The 20198-nt window shown below is 71.0% G+C and carries 24 protein-coding genes; 19 read left to right on the top strand and 5 right to left on the bottom strand.

What is annotated here, in order from left to right; translation table 11 throughout:
- Positions 1-180 precede the first annotated feature (180 nt).
- The 5 genes from G7070_RS03020 to G7070_RS03000 all read left to right on the top strand — a co-directional run bounded on the left by G7070_RS03020 (position 181) and on the right by G7070_RS03000 (position 4405).
- Positions 181-666, top strand: coding sequence for an aromatic ring-opening dioxygenase LigA (locus tag G7070_RS03020; RefSeq protein ID WP_206079907.1), 486 nt, complete (start codon positions 181-183; stop codon positions 664-666).
- Positions 667-736: 70 nt separating this feature from the next.
- Entirely contained in the window at positions 737-1273 is a 537-nt protein-coding gene (locus tag G7070_RS03015; protein ID WP_166231873.1) for a flavin reductase, read from the top strand.
- 77 nt (positions 1274-1350) lie between these two features.
- On the top strand, positions 1351-2745 hold the full coding sequence (gene gltX / locus G7070_RS03010) for a glutamate--tRNA ligase (RefSeq protein WP_246227588.1): 1395 nt from the start codon (positions 1351-1353) through the stop codon (positions 2743-2745).
- Positions 2742-3485, top strand: coding sequence for an SDR family NAD(P)-dependent oxidoreductase (locus G7070_RS03005; RefSeq protein ID WP_166231869.1), 744 nt, complete (start codon positions 2742-2744; stop codon positions 3483-3485). The genes gltX and G7070_RS03005 overlap by 4 nt, the downstream gene beginning before the upstream one ends.
- Positions 3482-4405 (top strand): ferredoxin family protein, encoded by a 924-nt coding sequence (locus G7070_RS03000; protein WP_166231867.1) that lies wholly within the window; start codon positions 3482-3484, stop codon positions 4403-4405. Before G7070_RS03005 ends, G7070_RS03000 begins: the two co-directional genes overlap by 4 nt.
- A gap of 64 nt (positions 4406-4469) precedes the next feature.
- Here the strand turns inward: G7070_RS03000 and meaB are convergent, their stop codons facing one another.
- The 5 genes from meaB to G7070_RS02975 form a co-directional block, all read right to left on the bottom strand.
- Positions 4470-5456 (bottom strand): methylmalonyl Co-A mutase-associated GTPase MeaB, encoded by a 987-nt coding sequence (gene meaB / locus G7070_RS02995; protein ID WP_166231865.1) that lies wholly within the window; start codon positions 5454-5456, stop codon positions 4470-4472.
- On the bottom strand, positions 5453-7645 hold the full coding sequence (gene scpA, locus G7070_RS02990; RefSeq protein WP_166231863.1) for a methylmalonyl-CoA mutase: 2193 nt from the start codon (positions 7643-7645) through the stop codon (positions 5453-5455). The genes meaB and scpA overlap by 4 nt, the downstream gene beginning before the upstream one ends.
- Positions 7642-9519 carry a methylmalonyl-CoA mutase small subunit gene (gene mutA / locus G7070_RS02985; RefSeq protein WP_166231861.1) on the bottom strand — a complete coding sequence of 626 codons (1878 nt, stop codon included), beginning with the start codon at positions 9517-9519 and terminating at the stop codon, positions 7642-7644. The genes scpA and mutA overlap by 4 nt, the downstream gene beginning before the upstream one ends.
- Positions 9520-9678: 159 nt before the next feature.
- The gene (locus G7070_RS02980; protein WP_166231859.1) at positions 9679-10443 is read right to left on the bottom strand and encodes an ABC transporter ATP-binding protein; all 765 of its coding nucleotides are present in this window, start codon (positions 10441-10443) and stop codon (positions 9679-9681) included.
- Positions 10444-10493: 50 nt separating this feature from the next.
- On the bottom strand, positions 10494-12899 hold the full coding sequence (locus tag G7070_RS02975) for an FtsX-like permease family protein (RefSeq protein WP_166231857.1): 2406 nt from the start codon (positions 12897-12899) through the stop codon (positions 10494-10496).
- Between the two features lie 469 nt (positions 12900-13368).
- On the opposite strand from G7070_RS02975, the gene rpsJ reads away from it, so the two are divergent.
- From rpsJ to rplE, 14 genes are all read left to right on the top strand, one after another.
- On the top strand, positions 13369-13680 hold the full coding sequence (gene rpsJ / locus G7070_RS02970; RefSeq protein WP_166231855.1) for a 30S ribosomal protein S10: 312 nt from the start codon (positions 13369-13371) through the stop codon (positions 13678-13680).
- 11 nt (positions 13681-13691) lie between these two features.
- Entirely contained in the window at positions 13692-14345 is a 654-nt protein-coding gene (gene rplC / locus G7070_RS02965) for a 50S ribosomal protein L3 (RefSeq protein WP_166231853.1), read from the top strand.
- 2 nt (positions 14346-14347) lie between these two features.
- Positions 14348-15025, top strand: a complete 678-nt coding sequence (gene rplD / locus G7070_RS02960; protein ID WP_166231851.1) for a 50S ribosomal protein L4 — start codon at positions 14348-14350, stop codon at positions 15023-15025.
- Positions 15022-15330: a 50S ribosomal protein L23 gene (gene rplW, locus G7070_RS02955; RefSeq protein ID WP_206079906.1), complete on the top strand. Its 309-nt coding sequence runs from the start codon at positions 15022-15024 to the stop codon at positions 15328-15330. The genes rplD and rplW overlap by 4 nt, the downstream gene beginning before the upstream one ends.
- 28 nt (positions 15331-15358) lie before the next feature.
- Complete coding sequence (rplB, locus tag G7070_RS02950) at positions 15359-16195, top strand: 50S ribosomal protein L2 (protein WP_166231849.1); 837 nt, start codon at positions 15359-15361, stop codon at positions 16193-16195.
- 17 nt (positions 16196-16212) lie between these two features.
- A complete protein-coding gene (gene rpsS, locus G7070_RS02945) occupies positions 16213-16494 on the top strand; it encodes a 30S ribosomal protein S19 (protein ID WP_166231847.1) in 282 nt (93 codons plus the stop codon).
- A 22-nt stretch (positions 16495-16516) separates the two neighbouring features.
- The gene (gene rplV / locus G7070_RS02940) at positions 16517-16918 is read left to right on the top strand and encodes a 50S ribosomal protein L22 (protein WP_166231845.1); all 402 of its coding nucleotides are present in this window, start codon (positions 16517-16519) and stop codon (positions 16916-16918) included.
- A gap of 2 nt (positions 16919-16920) precedes the next feature.
- Complete coding sequence (gene rpsC, locus G7070_RS02935; RefSeq protein ID WP_166231843.1) at positions 16921-17730, top strand: 30S ribosomal protein S3; 810 nt, start codon at positions 16921-16923, stop codon at positions 17728-17730.
- A 4-nt stretch (positions 17731-17734) separates the two neighbouring features.
- Entirely contained in the window at positions 17735-18154 is a 420-nt protein-coding gene (rplP, locus tag G7070_RS02930) for a 50S ribosomal protein L16 (protein ID WP_166231841.1), read from the top strand.
- Positions 18154-18384 (top strand): 50S ribosomal protein L29, encoded by a 231-nt coding sequence (rpmC, locus tag G7070_RS02925; protein ID WP_166231839.1) that lies wholly within the window; start codon positions 18154-18156, stop codon positions 18382-18384. Before rplP ends, rpmC begins: the two co-directional genes overlap by 1 nt.
- 11 nt (positions 18385-18395) lie before the next feature.
- Positions 18396-18662, top strand: coding sequence for a 30S ribosomal protein S17 (gene rpsQ, locus G7070_RS02920; RefSeq protein ID WP_166231837.1), 267 nt, complete (start codon positions 18396-18398; stop codon positions 18660-18662).
- Between the two features lie 142 nt (positions 18663-18804).
- Positions 18805-19173, top strand: a complete 369-nt coding sequence (rplN, locus tag G7070_RS02915) for a 50S ribosomal protein L14 (protein WP_166231836.1) — start codon at positions 18805-18807, stop codon at positions 19171-19173.
- 1 nt (position 19174) lies between these two features.
- A complete protein-coding gene (gene rplX, locus G7070_RS02910) occupies positions 19175-19549 on the top strand; it encodes a 50S ribosomal protein L24 (protein WP_211198156.1) in 375 nt (124 codons plus the stop codon).
- Position 19550: 1 nt separating this feature from the next.
- Positions 19551-20198: a 50S ribosomal protein L5 gene (rplE, locus tag G7070_RS02905; RefSeq protein WP_166231835.1), complete on the top strand. Its 648-nt coding sequence runs from the start codon at positions 19551-19553 to the stop codon at positions 20196-20198.

The raw sequence follows: 20198 nt of genomic DNA, 5'->3' as shown, positions 1-20198 counted from the left end.
GGCGAAACGCCAGGACAAGGGGCGGCGCCGGATACCCCGGGAGGGTGTGAAGTTTCACTGTCAACTTCGGGCAGGTAAGGCTTGCCATAGCTCGACTTCTACGCCATGTAGTAGTAGAGTTTTCAACGGTCCGAGGGTCCCATGGAGGGGTCCTTGCAGAAGCTTCAAAGGAGCACCGGAATGAACCTCAAGCCCCTCAAGATGGCCGGCATCGTGTCCATGGTCATGGGTATCCTCTTCACCCTGACCGGCGGTGTCGTCTGGGGTGTCGTCGTCTCGCAGCTGTCCGCTGAGAAGATCACGGTTCCCAACGACGCCAAGTTCATGCAGGGCGCGGCCGTGTCCGGCCCGCTGTCCGCGCTGGCCCAGGCCGACATCATCAACACCCACGCGCTCAAGGGCAGCAACGGTATGACCTACTCCGAGCTGGGTGCCGCCGCCACCGCCGCCAAGAACGCCGGCGACACCGCCAAGGCCGAGGAGCTGACGAAGCAGCGCGGCACGGTCATGAACGGCTCGTTCCTCCGCGCGTCGCTGTTCACCTCGGTGCTCTCCTTCGGCGTCTGCCTCTTCGCCATCGGCGTGGGCGTGTCGCTGCTGGTCATCGGCTGGGCGCTGAACAAGGTCGGCAGCCAGAAGGTCGCCTTCGAGGCCGCCACCGTCTGAGGTCCCACCGCACGCCCACGGGCGGCTCCGCTTCGGCGGGGCCGCCCGTTCGGCGTCCTAGGGTGGGGGCGTGAGCATCCATCGCACGCATCCGTTCGCCACCCCCGCGGCCTCGCGAGACGCGGCCCGCCGGTTCCGGGGGCGGCTGGTGTCGCCCGTGACGCTGTGGGCGGCGGGGGAGGGGCGCGAACGCCGCGGCCTCACCGTCAGCTCGGTCCTGGTGGCGCTGGGGGAGCCGGCCCGCGTGGTCGGCCTGCTCGATCCCGACAGCGAGCTCGCGTCCGGGTTGGGCGAGCGCGGCACCGTGACGATCCTGACGCGCGCGGACCAGCACCTGGCCGACGTGTTCGCCGGCCTCGCGCCCTCGCCCGGGGGCCCGTTCCGCGCCGCGCCGTTCGAGCAGGACGCCTGGGGGCCCGTCCTCCCGGGACGCAGCTGGGTCGGGATCGCCTGGGAGTCCGCCCGCGAGCTCGGGTGGTCCACCGAGGTCGTCGGCGTGATCAAGCACGTGCACCTCGCGGAGGCGGACGCGCTGACGCACGTGCGGGGCGCTACGGGGGCGAGCCGGGCGCCCAGCCGTGAGGCGATACCCTTGACGACATCATGACTGAAGCTGCTCTCGTCCCCGCGCGCCTGCGCGTGGCCCCCTCGCCCACGGGCGACCCGCACGTCGGCACCGCCTACATGTCGCTGTTCAACCTGGCCTGGGCCAGGAAGACCGGCGGGCAGTTCGTGCTGCGCATCGAGGACACCGACCGCAACCGGTACGTGCCCGAGTCCGAGGAGCAGATCTTCTCGACGCTGCGCTGGCTGGACCTGGGCTGGGACGAGGGGCCCGACGTCGGCGGCCCGTACGCGCCCTACCGGCAGTCCGAGCGGCTCGACACGTACCGCCCCTTCGTCGAGCAGCTCCTCGCCGACGGGCACGCCTACCTGTGCTGGTGCTCGGGCGAGCGGCTGGCCGCGCTGCGCGCCGAGCAGCAGGCGTCCAAGCAGGCCGTGACCGGCTACGACCGGCTGTGCCTGGGGAAGACGCGGGAGGAACGCGCGGCGCTGCCCGGCTTCTCGGAGACGCCCGTGGTGCGGATGCGTATCCCCGACGATGTCGAGCTGACGTTCGACGACCTGGTGCGCGGCCCGGTCGCCGCACCCCACCCCGACGATCAGGTGATCCTCAAGGCCGACGGCTTCCCCACCTACCACCTGGCCGTCGTCGTGGACGACCACCTGATGGGGATCACGCACGTCGTGCGGGGCGAGGAGTGGATCAGCTCCACCCCCAAGCACGCTCTGCTGTACCGCTGGCTCGGCTGGGACGTGCCCGCGTTCGCCCACATGCCGCTGCTGCGCAACACCGACAAGTCCAAGATCTCCAAGCGCAAGAATCCGGCCGCCCGGCTCATGTGGTTCCGCGAGCAGGGGTACCTGCCCGAGGCGCTGGTCAACTTCCTGCAGTTGTTGGGCTACCCGCCCGCCGACGGCGAGCAGGAGGTCTCGACGTTCGACGAGTTCGTCGCCGGCTTCGACTGGTCCAAGGTGAACACCGTGGGCCCGGTCTTCGACCTCGACAAGCTCAACTGGCTCAACGGGCACTACATCCGCGCGCTCAGCCCCGAGCGACTCGCCGACGCGATCCTGGAGCACCTGGCGTTCACGGGGGCCTGGGAGCGTCCCAGCGCCGAGCAGGTGCGGGTGCTGCGCGCCGCGACGCCGCTGATCCAGGAGCGGCTCGTACTGCTGTCCGAGGTGCCGGACAAGATCGCGTTCCTGCTGGCGGCCGACGACGCGATCGTGGTCGCCGACGACGCCCGGGCGAGCCTGCCCGAGAACGCCGCCGAGATCCTGGACGCCGCGGCCGCGGCGCTGGAGGACCTCGGGGAATGGGAGCACGCGGGCATCCAGGCCGCCCTGCGCGCCGCGCTCGTCGACGGCCTGGGCGTCAAGCCCAAGTTCGCGTTCGGGCCGCTGCGCGTGGCCGTGACCGGCGCGCGCGTGTCGCCCCCGCTGTTCGAGTCCATGGAGATCCTGGGCCGCGACGCCACGCTCACGCGGCTGCGCGCCCTGCGGGGGAGCCTATGAGCCGAGGCGTCGTGGTGGTCTTCGGGGGCCGGTCCGAGATCGGCCTGGAGATCGCGACGCGCCTGGCGCCCGAGGCGTCCACGGTCGTGCTGGCCGTGCGGCCCGGCTCGGACGCCCGCGAGGCCGTCACGGCGGTGGCCGCCGCCGGCGGGACCGTCGAGGTCGTGGACTTCGAGGCCGACGAGACGGCGGCCCACCCCGCGCTGGTCGCCGACATCGAGCGACGCTTCGGCGAGATCGGCGTCGCGGTGCTCGCCTTCGGCGTCCTGGGGGACCAGGAGCGCGCCGAGGGCGACGCCGCCGAGGTGGTGCGGATCCTCACCACCGACTTCGTCGCCCAGGCCTCACTGCTGACGGTGCTGGCCGCCCGGATGCGCCCGCGCGGGCGCGGCGCGATCGTGGCCTTCTCCTCGGTGGCGGGGGTGCGCGTGCGCCGCGCCAACTACGTCTACGGCTCGGCCAAGGCCGGGCTCGACGGGTTCGCCTCCGGCCTGGCCGACGCGCTGCACGGCAGCGGCGTCGACCTCGTGATCGCCCGGCCCGGCTTCGTCGTCGGCCGGATGACCCGCGGGATGAAGCCCGCGGTGTTCTCCTCGACGCCCGCCCAGGTGGCGGACGCCGTCACGCGCCGGCTCGCGGACGGGGGAGCCCCCGTCCTGTGGATCCCCTGGCAGCTCCGGGCGATGTTCTTCGTCGCCCCGTTCGTCCCCCGTCCCCTCTGGCGAAGGATGCCCCGATGAACCATCCTGCGAATCCCCCTCTGCCGCCCGACTCCTGCTCGCTGGGCTGGGGCGGCCTGTCCGCCTTCGGCACGGCCCCGCAGGCGTCCTTCTGGGTCGCCCTGGAGCAGCCCGGCCCGTGGGGCCGCGACGCCTTCACCCAGTCGCACCTCGACCCCGATCTCGGCGCCCGCATCGAGGCCGCCGCCGCCGCTCACGGCGGGCGCGCCATCCTGATCCGGCGCCCGGGGCAGCACGCGGACTCCCACGGCGGGCCGCGGCGCGTGTTCGTGGCCGGCGGGCTGGCCGGCGCGGCCTGGCTGCTCAGCGGCGAGGTCGACGATCCCGCCGAGGTGCTGACGTTGCCGTGGGAGCACCTGGCCCAGACGCGTCCGGTCGAGGCGCCCTGGCTCCACCCGGCCGATCCGGTGCTGCTCGTGTGCACCAACGCCAAGCGCGACCGCTGCTGCGCCCTGGTGGGGCGTCCGATCGTCGAGGCGCTCGCCGAGCGCGACCTGCGCGTGTGGGAGTGCTCCCACACCAGCGGCCACCGGTTCGCGCCGACCGGCGTGCTCCTGCCGTACGGGCAGGTGCTGGCCCGCCTGACGCCCACGCTGGGCGTCGAGGTGCTGGAGGCCGCGGCGTCCGGCAAGCTCGCGGTGGGCACGCTCAACGAGCAGCACGACCGCAGCGTCAGCTGGCTGCCACCCCGGGAGGGCGCCGCCGTCTCCTGGGTCCGGGCGCGGGAGGCGTTCACGGACCCGATCGGTCTCGCCGCGGTCGCCGACGGCGACTCCGTGACGGTGACGCGCGTGGACGGGCAGATCTGGGAGCTCACCGTGACCCGGCAGGAGTCCGAGCCGCGCGCCGAGTCCTGCGGCAAGGACGCCAAGCCGGCCGCGGTGTTCCACGTCGAGCTGCTCTCGGCGGTGTACGCCTGAGCCTGGCGACGCGCGAACGCCGGGGACCGCAGGGTCCCCGGCGTTCGTCGTGGCGAGCGGCGGCCTAGAAGTCGCGGCGGAAGGCGTCCAGGATCTCGGCGGACGCCTCCACGGCGCTGAGTTCGCCCGAGGACACCGCCGACTCGAGGTGCTTGGTCATCGCCCGGACGCCCGGGCTGCGGCGCAGCGCCGTGGCCAGGTCGGCTTGGACCAGCGCCCACATCCAGTCACGCTGCTGCGCGGCGCGGCGGGCGTCCAGGCTGCCGTCGGCCGCCAACGTCGCGCGGTGGTCCAGCACCGCCTGCCAGACCTCGTCCAGGCCGTCCCCGGTGTAGGAGCTGGAGGTGAGCACCGGCGTGCGGCGCTCCCCGGCCCCCTTGATCAGCTTCATGGCGATGGTCAGCTCGCGGGCGGCGACCCGGGCCTCGCCCGCGCCGTCGCCGTCGGCCTTGTTGACGCTGATGACGTCGGCCATCTCCAGGATGCCGCGCTTGATGCCCTGCAACTGGTCGCCGGTCCGGGCGATCATCAACAGCAGGAAGGTGTCCACCATGCCGGCGACGGCGACCTCGGACTGCCCGACGCCGACGGTCTCGACCCAGATGGTGTCGAAGCCGGCCGCCTCCATGATGAGCATGCCCTCGCGGGTCGCCCGCGCGACGCCGCCCAGGTGGTTGCCCGAGGGGGACGGGCGGATGAAGGCCGCGTCGGTCTCGGCCAGGTCCGCCATGCGGGTCCGGTCGCCCAGCACCGATCCGCCGGAGCGGGAGGAGGAGGGGTCGACCGCCAGGACGGCGATCCGGTGGCCCCGCTCGATCAGCCGGGTGCCCATGGCGTTGATGAAGGTGGACTTGCCGGCGCCGGGGACGCCGGAGATGCCCACGCGGACCGCGCCCCCGGTGTGGGGACGCAGCAGGGTCAACAGTTCTCGTGCCCGATCGCGGTGGTCGGGACGCGACGACTCGACGAGGGTCAGCGCACGCGCGATATGTGCACGAGACCCGGCGACCACGTGCTCTGCAAGGGTCGCCGGGTCCAGTGTCTGCCTCATGCCGCGGCATCCTCCAAACGCTGGATCAGGATCCCGAGCAACTCGTGCGCGGACTCGGGGATCTTGGTGCCGGGCGGGTAGATCGCGTCGGCGCCGTGCTCGCGCAACTCGGCGAAGTCCTGGCTCGGGATGACGCCGCCCACGACGATCATCAGATCCTCGCGGCCGAGCTTGTCCAGCTCGGCGCGCAGGGCCGGCACCAGGGTCAGGTGGCCGGCCGCCAGCGAGCTGACGCCCACCACGTGCACGTCCGCCTCGATCGCCTGCCGGGCGACCTCCTCCGGCGTCTGGAACAGCGGGCCGACGTCGACGTCGAAGCCGAGGTCGGCGAAGGCCGTGGCGATCACCTTCTGGCCGCGGTCGTGGCCGTCCTGGCCCATCTTGGCGACCAGGATGCGCGGGCGGCGACCCTCGAGCTCCTCGAAGCGCTCGACCAGTTCGGTCGTGGCCGCGGTGGACGCCGTGTCTCCGGATTCCTTGCTGTACACACCACTGATGGTACGGATCTGCGCGGTGTAGCGCCCGAACTCCTTCTCCAGCGCGCTGGAGATCTCGCCCAGCGACGCCATGGCGCGGGCCGCGTCGATCGCCAGCTTGAGCAGGTTGCGCTCCGGGTCGGTCGGATCCGGGTTGGCGGCCGCCCAGGTGAGCTTGTCGAGCGCGGCCTGCGTGGTGGCCTCGTCGCGCTGCTCGCGCAGCGCGGCCAGCTTGGCGATCTGCTCGGCGCGCACCGAGGCGTTGTCGACCTTGAGGACCTCGAACTCCTCGTCGTCCTCCAGGGTGTACTTGTTGACGCCCACCACGGGCTGGCGGCCCGAGTCGATGCGGGCCTGGGTGCGGGCGGCCGCCTCCTCGATGCGCATCTTCGGGATGCCGGCCTCGATGGCCTTGGCCATGCCGCCGGCCTCCTCGACCTCCTCGATCAGCGCCCACGCCTTGGCGGCGAGCTCGGCCGTCAGGCGCTCGACGTACGCCGAGCCGCCCCACGGGTCGATCGGACGCGTCGTGCCGGACTCCTGCTGGATGAACAGCTGGGTGTTGCGGGCGATGCGGGCCGAGAAGTCGGTCGGCAGCGCGATCGCCTCGTCCAGCGCGTTGGTGTGCAGCGACTGGGTGTGGCCCTGCGTCGCGGCCATCGCCTCCAGGCAGGTCCGGGTGACGTTGTTGAAGACGTCCTGGGCGGTGAGCGACCAGCCGGAGGTCTGGCTGTGCGTGCGCAGCGACATCGACTTGGGGTTCTTCGCCCCCGCGTCCTTCACCAGGCGGGCCCACAGCATGCGCGCGGCGCGCATCTTGGCGACCTCGGTGAAGAAGTTCATGCCGATCGCCCAGAAGAAGCTCAGGCGCGGCGCGAACTTGTCGACGTCCAGCCCGACGGCCTGGCCGGCGCGGATGTACTCCACGCCGTCGGCCAGCGTGTAGGCCATCTCGATGTCGGCGGTCGCCCCGGCCTCCTGCATGTGGTAGCCGGAGATGGAGATCGAGTTGAACTTCGGCATGTTCGCGCTGGTGAACGCGAAGATGTCGGAGATGATCCGCATCGAGGGCGCAGGCGGGTAGATGTAGGTGTTGCGGACCATGAACTCCTTCAGAATGTCGTTCTGAATGGTTCCGGCCAACTGCTCGGGCTTGACGCCCTGCTCCTCGGCGGCGACGACGTAGAACGCCAGCACCGGCAGGACGGCGCCGTTCATGGTCATCGAGACCGACATCTGGTCCAGCGGGATGCCCTCGAAGAGCTGGCGCATGTCCAGGATCGAGTCCACCGCCACGCCCGCCATGCCGACGTCGCCCGCGACGCGCGGGTGGTCGGAGTCGTAGCCGCGGTGGGTGGCCAGGTCGAACGCGATCGAGAGGCCCTTCTGGCCGGCGGCCAGGTTGCGGCGGTAGAACGCGTTGGACTCGGCGGCGGTGGAGAAGCCGGCGTACTGCCGGATGGTCCACGGCCGGTTCACGTACATCGTGGAGTAGGGCCCGCGCAGGAAGGGCGGGATCCCCGGACGCGTGTCCAGGAAGTCCAGCCCGGCGGTGTCCGCCTCGGTGTACAGCGGCGCGACGGCGATCTGCTCGGGGGTCTCCCAGCCGGTGCCGTCACCGCCCGCCTCGGCGAGCGCGGCCGCGTAGGCCTGGTCGGCGTCGGGGCTCGGCGTGGCGTCGCCGAGCGGGACGGAGTCGTAACGGGGGATCATCGGGTCACTCCCAGCGTGTCGAAGGTGGTGTCGAGGAAGGCCACGACGTCCATGCCCAGGGCGATGGTGCCGTCGAAGAGCCCCTCGGGGACGTCGCCCGCCTCGGCGAGCCGGCCGGCCAGGTAGACCTTCTCGACGCCGGCGGCCCGCAGGGCCTCGGCGACGGGAACGGCCTGGTCGGCGTAGACCTTGGCGGAGCTGGCCAGCACGGCGACCTTGGCGCCGGCCTCGGCGGCCCGCGCGGCGATCTCGTCGGGGGTGCCGCCGTGGCTCTCGGCGGGGGCGATGCCGCCGACGAGCAGGACGTTGGACGCGAAGCCCTGGCGGGCGCCGAAGTCGCGCTGCGCGCCGAGGCACGCCAGCAGGACCTGCGGGGGCGTCCCCGTGGCGGCCTCGTGGGCCCAGGCGCGCTCGCGCAGGGCCTCGAAGACCTCCGCGTCCCGGATCTGCTTCAGGCCGCCCAGCGCGGGGGCCTCGGGGCGCGGCTTGGCGGCGAACTTCTTCTCGTTCGCCAGGGGGAACATGCTCACGCCGGTGAGCTCGACGCCGCGGGTGGCCAGCGCCGCCGCCCGGGCCTCGTTCGTGGCGGCGATCCGCGCCGCGACGTCGCCGGAGGCCAGCGCCGCGGCCATGCCGCCCGCCGCCTCGATCTCGCCCACGAGCTTCCAGGCGGCCTGGGCGAGCTCGTCGGTGAGGCTCTCGACGTACCAGGAGCCGCCCGCCGGATCCATGACCCGGCCCAGGTGCGACTCCTCGGCGGCGATCACCTGCGTGTTGCGGGCGATGCGCCGCGAGAACGGCGTCGGGAGCCCGGCCGCGTGGTCGAAGGGCAGCACCGTGATCGCGTCCGCGCCGCCGGCCGCCGCGCCGAAGGTGGCGATGGTGGCGCGCAGCATGTTCACGTACGGGTCGACGGTGGAGTACATCCGGGGGCTGGTGACGGCGTGCGTGTGCGCGCCGCGCAGCGGCTCGGGGACGCCCGCGACCTCGGTGACGCGCGCCCACAGGCGGCGCAGCGCGCGCAGCCGGGCGATCGTCATGAACTGGTCGGCGTTCGCCGAGACCCGGAACTCGATCTGCGTCACGGCCAGGTCGGGGTCGATGCCCGCGGACTCCAGGTCGCGGAGGTACTCGATGCCGGTCGCGATCCCGAAGGCGAGCTCCTGCACGTCGTCGGCGCCGGCGCCGGAGTAGGGGAGCGCGTCGACGGTCAGCGCGACGACGCCGGGCAGCGACTCGGTGGCCTCGGCGACGATCTCGCGGTGCGCCGACAGGTCGGGCGCGGTCCCGGTGAGGGCCGCGTGCCGCAGGGCGTCGACGCCCAGGTTGCCCTTGAGGTTGGCGGGGTCGTCGCCGGAGGTCCGGAAGACCTCGATCAGGGCGCGGGCGGCGCCCACGGGGTCGGTGTTGCTGACGACCCGGACCGCGGCCAGGTCGAGCTGGACGTCGGCGAGCACCGTCGCGAGGTCCTCGGCGGCGATGGCGTCGGGGTCGACGCGGAGCCACACCGACGTGGCGCCCCGCTCGAGGTCGTCCAGGATCGCCTGCTTGGTGACGGCCGCGTCGGGGTCCTCGTGCAGCTGCCGGACGCCCCAGGCGACGGCCGAGCCGTCGCGCACGCTCGCGCCGCGGGTGAACGGCATCGAGCCGGGGTAGCCCAGCGCGCCGTCCTCGGGCGAAGAGGTGTACAGCGGGGCGATGTCGAGCCCGTCCAGCGTGGTGGTGGTCAGGCGCTTGAGGCCCTGGGCGGCGGTGAGCTGCTTGTCTTCGGGGCGGCCGCGGTTGAGGACCTTGAGGACCTCCGCCTCCCACTGTTCGTCGTTGGCCGCGGGGAACCCGCCCGCCAAGGTGAGCTGTTCGGGATCAACCGACATGCGAACCTATCCTCTGCGTCGCTGTCCGCCGACCCCGGTCGAGGCCGGACACAGGTCCACATTAGTGCGATCCGGGCCGCGGGGGGTCCCGTTCGGGGAGGTTCCACAACGCCGTCCTACGTGTTGTAGTATTGACGGTTCGGGACGCACGCGGAACCCCTAGAAGCCCAGCGTTCGCAGCCATCCCAGCACGTCGTCCTCGCGGTCCTGGGCCGCCTGCGCCGTCCACGGACCGAGATGGCGCTCGGCCTGGACGCGGCCGTCGCGGAGGTAGACCACGCGGTCGGCGCGCGCGGCGCAGGAGGGATCGTGCGTCACCATCACCAGCGTCGCGCCGTCGCGGCGGACCGCGACCAGGGCGTCCATCACCTCGGCGGTCATGGCGCTGTTGAGGGCGCCGGTCGGCTCGTCGGCGACGGTGATCGCCGGCTGGGTCGCCAGCGCGCGGCAGATCGAGGCGCGCTGCAGTTGGCCCCCGGACACCTCGGTGACCCCGTGGTCGCCCACGTGTCCGATCTCGAAGCGTTCCATGAGCGCGTCCACCCGCGCCGCAGCCGCCGCGGCGTCCCCGGGCGCGGCCTTGAGCGCCGGCAGCAGGATGTTGTCGCGCACCGTGAGGTTCGGCAGGAAGTAGGGCTGCTGGAACACGAAACCCATCCGGGTCAACCGGACGCGGCTCATCTCGTCGTCGTCCAGGCCGGTGAGGTCGCGGCCCTCGAGTTCGACCGTCCCCGACGTGGGGCGGTCCATCCCGCTGATGCAGTAGAGCAGCGTCGACTTGCCCGACCCCGAGGCGCCCATGACGACGACGAACTCGCCGGGCGCGACCGCCAGGTCGACGCCCGTCAGGACGGTGGTGGGCGGCTCGGTGGTGGGGAACGTCCGGCCGAGGCCGCGTGCGCTCAGGATGGCTGGGGCCGTCATGGGGGACTCCGTTCGTGGGTCGGTCGTCGGGCGGGCGCCCTGGTCGCCGGTCAGGCCAGCCAGCGGCTCTTGTCGGCCCGCCGCAGGCCGCGGCCGAGCAGTTGGGCGCCGATCAGCGCCGCCGCCAGCAGCCCGAGGGGGTAGGCGAGGTAGGTGAGGGGGACGTCCGGCAGGAGCGTGAAGCGCGCGACCCCGAGCCCCGCGGCCGAGACCAGCGTCCCGACCAGGGCGTCGCCCGCCGTCGCGGCGAGCACGACGCCCAGCGCGGTGCCGGCGCCGGCCGTGAGCAGCGTCTTGAGCCGGAGTTGGGCCGCGAGTTCGCGCCCGGAGAAGCCCAGCGCGGACAGCACGCCGAGCGAGCGCCGTTCCCGGGCGAGCCGCAGCTTGAGGAACAGCACGGTGATGAGGGTGGCCACGCCCAGCCCGAACCCCACCGCCACGGCGGCGGCCCGGGCGAAGGCGTCGGTGATGTGCGCCAGCGTCTGCCGGGTGTACTCCCGCATCCCGATGACGGACGCCGCCGGCGAGGCCGCGGCCAGGTCCGCGGCGAGGGCCTCCGCGTCGGCTCCGCCGGCGGCGTCGGCGTACACCACGTAGGCGGAGGCGTCGTGCGTCACCTCGCCGGGCAGTTTGGCGGTGTAGCCGCCGCTGGTGACGTCGGAGTAGGTCCCGCTGATGCGCACGCTCGTCTCGGCGTCGCCGCGCCGCAGCGTGAGGGTGTCGCCGGTCGCCAGTCCCAGCTTGGAGGCGTTGAGGTGCGACAGCGCGATCTCGCCGGGCACGGGCGCACGCCCCTCGGCGAACGAGACGGTCGCGCCGGTGTAGTCGCCGACCTCGGCCCGCAGCGCCTCCCAGCCCTCGGCCCCGCGGGCCTGGAACAGCACGGTGGCGTAGGGGCGCACGTCGGTCACCCGGGGATCGGACGCCCAGGCGGCCACGAGCCGGTCGCGGTCGGCGTCGAGCGTGGGGGAGAAGGCCAGGTCGGCGCGCAGGTCGGCGTCCGGGGCGCCGAGGTAGGTGACGAACCGCGGATCGGTGAAGGTCGACAGCAGCGTGGTGGGGAGGATCATGACGATCGCCGCGAGGCCGAACACCGCGGGCAGCAGCGCCCACTGCCGGGCGTCGGCGCGCAGGTCGCGCAGGGCGAGCCGGGCGGCCAGCCCGAGGCGTCCGTGCGCCAGGCCGCCGCGCCGCGCGAGCCGCGCCTGCCGGGCGGCGGTCGCGGCCGTCCTCCGGTCGTCCATCAGGCTGCCGTGGACCAGGGCGTCGACCACCTGGACCCGCCGCACCCCGCGCAGGACGCCGCGGCACATCCCCACGGTGATGAGGTACACCGCGACCAGGGCGGCGAGCGGGATCAGGATCGTCGCCGGCGTGATCGGTGCCGCGGCGTAGGAGCCCGCGGCCGCGGCGGACAGCGCCTGCGCGGCCCCGATCCCCAGTGCGCCCCCGATCAGGCAGGAGCCGGCGGCCATGAGGCGGTACCGCGCCAGGTGCAGCCCCACGATCGTGGCGTTCGGCAGGCCGATGGCCTTCATCACCCCGATCTGGCGGACCTCGTCCTCGAGCGTGCCGCGGATCACGAACCGGAGGTTGAGCAGGGCGATCACCATCAGCACGAGGCTCACGAACATGAGCGCGATGGCGACCAGGCCGTCGCTGAAGGTGTTGATCAGCCGGATCATGTCGTAGGTGATCGCCTGGCCGTTGCGGGGCAGGTCCGGGGTGCGCTCGTAGGCGGCCTGCAGCGCGGCCGCCCCGGCCGGGTCGTCGAGCCGGTACTCCACGATGATCTCCGGGGCGCCGCCGCCGGCCGCGTTCAGGGCGGCGAGGTCCTCGGGCGTCACCAGCAGCCGGGTGGCCGAGGACAGCGAGGACGCCATCTGGGCGTCGCGGACGAACCCGGCGACCGTCAGGTCGCGGGGACCGGCGAGGGTCTGCACGGTCAGGACGTCGCCGGCCCGGACGCCGAAGGTGCGCTGCTGCGCGACGGGGAGGAAGACCTCCCCGGGCGCGGGCCGGGCGGCCCGGCCGTCGGGGCCGAGCAGGAGGTCGAAGCCCTCGTTCTGCGCGACGAAGAGGTTGTCGATGACGCTCGCGGCGAAGCTGCCGCCCTCGCCGGTGCCGGGCCGCGTCCAGGACAGCGCCGCGGAGTCGAAGCCGACCATCTCCTCGACCAGCCAGTCGCGGACCTGCGGGTGGTCCGCGGCGAAGGCGTCCAGGGCGGCCGGGTCGTACGCGCCGACGTGCATCTGCAGGAAGTGGGGCGGGCGGGCCTGGTCGAAGAGCTGGTCGATCGAGCCGGTGAGGCGCTCCATCGCCAGGGCGCCCCCGGTCAGCAGGGCGGCGGTGAGCACGAGCACCACCGACAGCGCGGCCGTGACGCCGGCGTTGCGGCGCAGGTCGTTGAGGCCGTAGCGCAGCGACAGCGCGTCGGGTGGGGTGGGGGAGGGCACGGCGTCCTTCGGGTGGGGGTGGGCGTCGCGGACGCCGGGTGACCCTGACGAGGCTAGTCAGGCCCACCCCGTCATGGCCACCCGCGCGGGTGACCTTCCGGGGATGGCCCCCACGCGATCCAGGGTGACCACCCACCGCGTCGGGTGGCGCGGCCCGGAGTGCCGGGTGGCGATCTCTGATTTGCCCCCACCGGCGCTCGGTGACAGAATAGACGGGTTGCTTTGACGCTGGTTGCGGCAAGGCCGTTCGACGCGAGCGCCGGACGGGTTCCGCAGTAACGCCTCCCCGAAGCAGCCGGGCGGTCTCCGCCGGGCCCTACCACGCCTCATGAGTTCTCGATGAGACAGCGCGGCCCGAAAGGCGCGACACGCCCGACCTCGGGGTCGGAGTGACAAGGGGTTTCTCAACCGGGAGACCCGACGAGGGGCGGCATGATGCTAGTCGGCCCACGACGAAGTAAGGATATCCATGGCGGGACAAAAGATCCGGATCCGACTCCGGGCTTATGACCATGAGGTCATCGACACGTCGGCGAAGAAGATCGTCGACACGGTCACCCGTACCGGCGCTCAGGTCGCGGGCCCCGTGCCCCTGCCGACCGAGAAGAACGTGTACTGCGTGATCCGTTCTCCCCACAAGGACAAGGACAGCCGCGAGCATTTCGAGATGCGCACCCACAAGCGGCTCATCGACATCCTCGATCCGACCCCCAAGACGGTCGATTCGCTCATGCGTCTCGATCTCCCGGCGGGCGTCGACATCGAGATCAAGCTTCCGTGAGGTCCGCTGCCATGACTAACGATCGCACCGTCAAGGGCATCCTGGGCTCCAAGCTCGGCATGACCCAGCTCTGGGACGAGAACAACAAGGTCGTCCCCGTCACCGTCATCCAGGCGGGCCCCTGCGTCGTCACGCAGGTCCGCACGCCGGAGAAGGACGGCTACAACGCCGTCCAGCTGGCCTACGGCGCCGTCAAGCCGAAGAACGTCAACCGTCCCGAGACCGGGCACTTCGAGGCCGCCGGCGTGACGCCGCGCCGCCACCTCGTCGAGCTCCGGACCGCCGACGCGTCGGAGTACACCCTGGGCCAGGAAGTGAACGCGGACGCGTTCGAGGCCGGCCAGGTCGTCGACGTGACCGGCGTGAGCAAGGGCAAGGGCACCGCGGGCGTCATGAAGCGCCACGGCTTCCACGGCCTGCGCGCCAGCCACGGTGTGCACCGCAAGCACCGTTCGCCGGGCTCCATCGGCCAGTCCTCCACGCCGTCCCGTGTGTTCCCCGGGATGCGCATGGCCGGCCGCATGGGCGTCGAGAAGGTGACCGTGCAGAACCTGACCATCCACTCGGTCGATCCCGAGCGCGGCCTCATCCTGGTCAAGGGCTCCGTCCCCGGCCCCAAGGGTGCCCTCGTCGTGCTGCGTACCGCTGCCAAGAAGGGAGCCTGAGCATGAGTGAGACCCGCAAGGTCGCCGTTCTCGGCACCAAGAAGACCGCGGAGCTCCCCGGCGAGCTCTTCGACGTCCAGACCAACGTCCCGCTGATCCACCAGGTCGTCGTGGCCCAGCAGGCCGCCGCTCGCCAGGGCACGCACTCCACCAAGACCCGCGGCGAGGTCCGCGGCGGTGGCGCCAAGCCGTGGCGTCAGAAGGGCACCGGCCGCGCCCGTCAGGGTTCGCGCCGCGCCCCGCAGTGGACCGGTGGCGGCATCGTGCACGGGCCCACCCCGCACGGCTACGCCCAGCGGACCCCCAAGAAGATGGTGGCCGCCGCCCTGCGCGGTGTCCTGTCCGACCGCGCCCGTGACGGCGCCATCCACGTCGTCGACTCGTTCGTGACCGGCGAGAAGCCGTCGACCAAGGCCGCTCTGCAGGCCCTGGAGACGGTCGAGGGTCGCCGCGTGCTGGTCGTGCTGAACCGCGACGAGGACCTCGCCTGGCTGAGCCTGCGCAACGTGGCCTCGATCCACGTGCTCGCCGTCGACCAGCTCAACGCCTACGACGTGGTCGTGGCCGATGACGTGGTCTTCAGCGCCGCGGCGCTCGAGGCGTTCGTGGCCGGCCCCGCCAAGGGCAAGTCGGTCAAGGCCGTCGCCACCGAGTCCGACGCCAAGGAGGCTGACAAGTGAGCAACGAGCTGAAGATCCACGACCACCGCGACATCCTGCTCGCGCCCGTGGTCAGCGAGAAGAGCTACAGCCTGCTCGACGAGAACAAGTACACGTTCCTCGTCGCGCCGGGCGCCAACAAGACCGAGATCAAGATCGCCGTCGAGAAGGTTTTCGGCGTCAAGGTCACCTCGGTCAACACCATCAACCGCGCGGGCAAGAGCCGTCGGCTGCGCTACGGCGCCGGCAAGCGGCCCGACACCAAGCGTGCGATCGTCACGGTCGCCGAAGGCCAGCGGATCGACATCTTCGGCCAGGGCAACTGAGTCGGGGCATCGAAGGACTGATTGATAAATGGCTATTCGTAAGTACAAGCCCACGACTCCGGGCCGTCGCGGCTCGTCGGTCTCGGATTTCGCCGAGCTGACGCGTTCGACCCCCGAGAAGTCGCTGACCGTTCCGATCAAGAAGACCGGCGGCCGCAACAACCAGGGACGGATCACCACCCGTCACATCGGTGGCGGCCACAAGCAGGCGTACCGCCTCATCGACTTCAAGCGCTACGACAAGGACGGCGTGCCGGCCAAGGTCGCTCACATCGAGTACGACCCCAACCGCACCGCCCGCATCGCGTTGCTGCACTACCTCGATGGCGCCAAGCGCTACATCATCGCTCCCGAGGGCCTGGCCCAGGGCGCCATGGTGGAGGCCGGCGAGGGCGCTGACATCAAGCCCGGCAACAACCTGCCGCTGCGCAACATCCCCGTGGGCACCGTGATCCACGCGGTGGAGCTGCGTCCCGGTGGCGGCGCCAAGATGGGCCGTTCGGCCGGCGCCCGCATCCAGCTGGTGGCCCGCGAGGGCAAGCACGCCACGCTGCGTCTGCCCTCGGGCGAGATGCGCATGGTGGACGTCCGCTGCCGCGCGACGGTCGGCGAGGTCGGCAACGCCGAGCAGTCGAACATCAACTGGGGCAAGGCCGGTCGTAACCGCTGGAAGGGCGTCCGCCCGACCGTCCGCGGCGTCGTCATGAACCCGATCGACCACCCGCACGGCGGTGGCGAGGGCCGGACGTCCGGTGGCCGTCACCCGGTGAGCCCCTGGGGCAAGCCCGAGGGCCGGACCCGCAACAAGAACAAGGCGAGCAGCAAGCTCATCATTCGTCGCCGCAAGTCCGGCAAGAAGCGCTGATCGGGGAGTAGGAAGAAATGCCACGCAGCCTGAAGAAGGGCCCCTTCATCGATGATTCGTTGGCCAAGAAGGTCGACGTTCAGAACGAGAAGGGCACCAAGAACGTCATCAAGACCTGGTCGCGCCGTTCGATGATCAGCCCCGACATGATCGGGCACACCATCGCGGTGCACGACGGTCGCAAGCACATCCCGGTCTTCATCTCCGAGGCCATGGTGGGTCACAAGTTGGGCGAGTTCGCCCCGACGCGCACCTACCGCGGTCACGTGAAGGATGACAAGAAGTCGCGCCGGCGCTGACGAAGAAGAGGAATTGGATTTCATGAGCACAGAGAAGACGCGGCCCAGCCGCCGCGCTGCGCTGCTCGGGGACCGTCCCGGCTCGTACGCCATCGCGCGTCACGTCCGGATGTCCCCGACCAAGGTTCGTCGTGTCGTCGACCTCGTCCGCGGCATGGATGTCAACGAGGCCCTCGCGGTTCTGCGGTTCGCGCCGCAGGCCGCTTCGGACCCCGTCTACAAGGTGGTCGCCTCCGCGGCCGCCAACGCTGAGAACGCCGAAAGCCTGCGCGCCGATGACCTGTTCATCAGCCAGGCCTTCGTCGACGAGGGCGTCACGCTGCGCCGCATCCGCCCGCGGGCCAAGGGCTCCGCGAGCCGGATCAACAAGCGCGCCGCGCACATCACCGTCGTCGTCGAGCCCAAGGGCACGAAGGGAGCCTGAGCATGGGACAGAAGATCAACCCGAACGGCTTCCGCCTCGGCATCACCACCGACCACACCAGCCGCTGGTACGCCGACAAGAACTACTCCGAGCTCGTCTCGGAGGACGTCAAGATCCGCGAGTGGCTGACCGAGAACCTCGAGCGGGCCGGTATCAGCTCGATCGAGATCGAGCGTCGCTCCGAGCGCGTCACCATCTTCCTGTACGCCGCGCGTCCGGGCATCGTCATCGGCCGTAACGGCGCCGAGGCGGAGCGCGTCCGCGGCCAGCTGGAGAAGCTGACGGGCAAGCAGGTGCAGCTGAACATCCTCGAGGTCAAGAACCCCGAGATCGATGCGCAGCTCGTCGCCCAGGGCATCGCCGAGCAGCTCAGCGCCCGCGTGGCCTTCCGCCGCGCGATGCGCAAGGCGCAGCAGACCGCCATGCGGTCGGGCGCCCTGGGCATCCGGATCCAGTGCTCCGGCCGTCTGGGCGGCGCCGAGATGAGCCGCTCCGAGTTCTACCGCGAGGGCCGCGTCCCGCTGCACACGCTGCGCGCCGACATCGACTACGGCTTCTACGAGGCCCGTACGACGTTCGGTCGCATCGGCGTGAAGGTGTGGATCTACAAGGGTGACGTCTCGGGCAACCGCGCCGAGCGCGCCGCCCAGCGTGCCGCCCGCGCCAACGCCGGCGGTGGTCAGCGTCGTCAGGGCCGTGGCCCGCGTCGCGACAACCGCGGTGGCGACCGTCCCGAGCGCGGCGGACGCCGTCGCGCCGAAGCCGCAGCCGAGGCCCCCGCGGCCGAGGCTCAGCAGACCGAAGGAGCGTGACCCGATGCTGATTCCCCGTCGCGTCAAGTACCGCAAGCAGCACCACCCCAAGCGTGATGGCATGGCCAAGGGTGGCACCAAGCTGGCGTTCGGCGAGTTCGGCATCCAGGCCCTGGAGTCGTCCTACCTGACCAACCGTCAGATCGAGTCGGCCCGTATCGCCATGACCCGTCACATCAAGCGTGGCGGCAAGGTGTGGATCAACGTCTACCCGGACCGTCCGATGACCAAGCACCCCGCGGAGTCCCGCATGGGTTCCGGTAAGGGTTCGCCCGAGTGGTGGGTCGCCAACATCAAGCCGGGTCGCGTGCTCTTCGAGCTGTCCGGCGTGTCCGAGGAGGTGGCCCGCGAGGCCATGCGCCTCGCCATCCACAAGCTGCCCTTCAAGGCACGCTTCATCAAGCGGGAAGCAGGTGAGATCTGATGGCGCAGTCGTTGGTCGCCGCAGACCTGCGCGGCCGGAGCCGCGAGGAGCTCAACAAGTTGGTGGCCGAGCTGAAGGAGGAGCTGTTCACGCTCCGCTTCGCCGCCGCCACCGGCCAGCTGGAGTCCCACGGGCGCCTGCGCGAGGTCCGCAAGGACATCGCCCGGGTCTACACCGTGCTCCAGGAGCGCAACCTGGGCATCGTCCCCGACCCTGACGTCGAGAAGTAAGAGGACCACAGATGAGTGAGACGGTCGAGCGCAACGCTCGCAAGGTCCGTGAGGGCCTGGTCGTCAGCGACAAGATGGACAAGACCATCACCGTCGCTGTCGAGCAGCGCGTGAAGCACGCCCTGTACGGCAAGGTCATGACCAAGACGCTGAAGCTGAAGGCCCACGACGAGGAGAACGCCGCCGGCATCGGCGACCGCGTCCGCGTCATGGAGACCCGCCCGCTGTCGGCCACCAAGCGCTGGCGCCTGATCGAGATCGTCGAGAAGGCCAAGTAGCACACCCGCCGGCGCCGAAGACGAGCTGACCCCGGATTGGAAACCCGACCAGCGAAGACCTTCGGCGCGCCGCACGCGTGCGGCAGCCGGCATCGTCCGCCAGGCCCCTCGCGGGAACCGGCGAACAAAGGAGATATGAAGAATGATCCAGCAGGAGTCGCGACTGAAGGTCGCCGACAACACGGGTGCCAAGGAGATCCTCTGCATCCGCGTTCTCGGTGGCTCGAAGCGTCGCTACGCGGGCCTGGGCGACAAGATCGTCGCCACGGTCAAGGACGCCATCCCCGGCGGCAACGTCAAGAAGGGTGATGTCGTCAAGGCCGTCATCGTCCGCACCACCAAGGAGACCCGTCGTCCCGACGGCTCCTACATCAAGTTCGACGAGAACGCGGCCGTCATCCTCAAGACCGATGGCGAGCCCCGCGGGACGCGCATCTTCGGCCCGGTGGGCCGCGAGCTGCGCGACAAGAAGTTCATGCGCATCATTTCGCTGGCTCCGGAGGTGATCTGAGATGGCTAAGTCCCTGCATGTGAAGAAGGGCGACACCGTCAAGGTGATCGCGGGTCAGGACAAGGGCCGCACGGGCGAGATCATCAAGGTCTTCCCGGCGGAGCAGCGCGTGATCGTCGAGGGCGTGAACGTCGTCAAGAAGCACACCCCGGCGAACCCGAACGCGGCCGGCAAGAACACCGGCGGCATCATCGAGACCGAGGCGCCGATCCACGTGTCGAACGTGGCGCTCGTCGTCTCCGGGACCGGGCCCAAGGCCAAGACCACCCGCGTCGGCCACAAGCGCGTCGAGGTGACCAAGCGTCGCCCCGACGGCAGCGAGTACACGTCCGAGCGCTCGGTGCGCATCGCCCGTTCCACCGGGAAGGAGATCTGAGATGGCTGAGTCCGTCAAGGAACTGCCCCGCCTGAAGCAGAAGTACCGCGAGGAGATCCGCCCCGCGCTGAACGAAGAGTTCACCTACGACAACGTCATGCAGATCCCCGGTCTGGTGAAGATCGTGGTGAACATGGGTGTCGGCGAGGCGGCGCGTGACTCCAAGGTCATCGACGGCGCGATCCGCGACATCACGGCCATCACCGGCCAGAAGCCGCAGGTCACCAAGGCGCGCAAGTCCATCGCCCAGTTCAAGCTGCGTGAGGGCATGCCGATCGGCTGCCACGTCACGCTGCGCGGCGACCGGATGTGGGAGTTCGCCGACCGTCTGCTGACCCTGGCGCTGCCGCGCATCCGCGACTTCCGCGGTCTGTCGGCCCGCCAGTTCGACGGCCAGGGCAACTACACCTTCGGCCTGAACGAGCAGGTCATGTTCCACGAGATCGATCAGGACAAGATCGACCGCGTGCGCGGCATGGACATCACGTTCGTCACCTCCGCGACCAACGACGACGAGGGCCGGGCGCTGCTGAAGCACCTGGGCTTCCCGTTCAAGGCGCCGGAGAACGATCCGAAGAAGGCCGTCGCCCGCAAGCGCGCCTTCACCGGCTCCAAGAGCCAGATCAAGAAGCAGATGTCGAGGAAGTGA

The organism is Propioniciclava coleopterorum (assembly GCF_011393335.1).
Lineage (GTDB): Bacteria > Actinomycetota > Actinomycetes > Propionibacteriales > Propionibacteriaceae > Propioniciclava > Propioniciclava coleopterorum.
The sequence above is the reverse complement of the archived record's forward strand: the minus strand, read 5'-3'. Positions and strand labels throughout refer to the sequence as shown.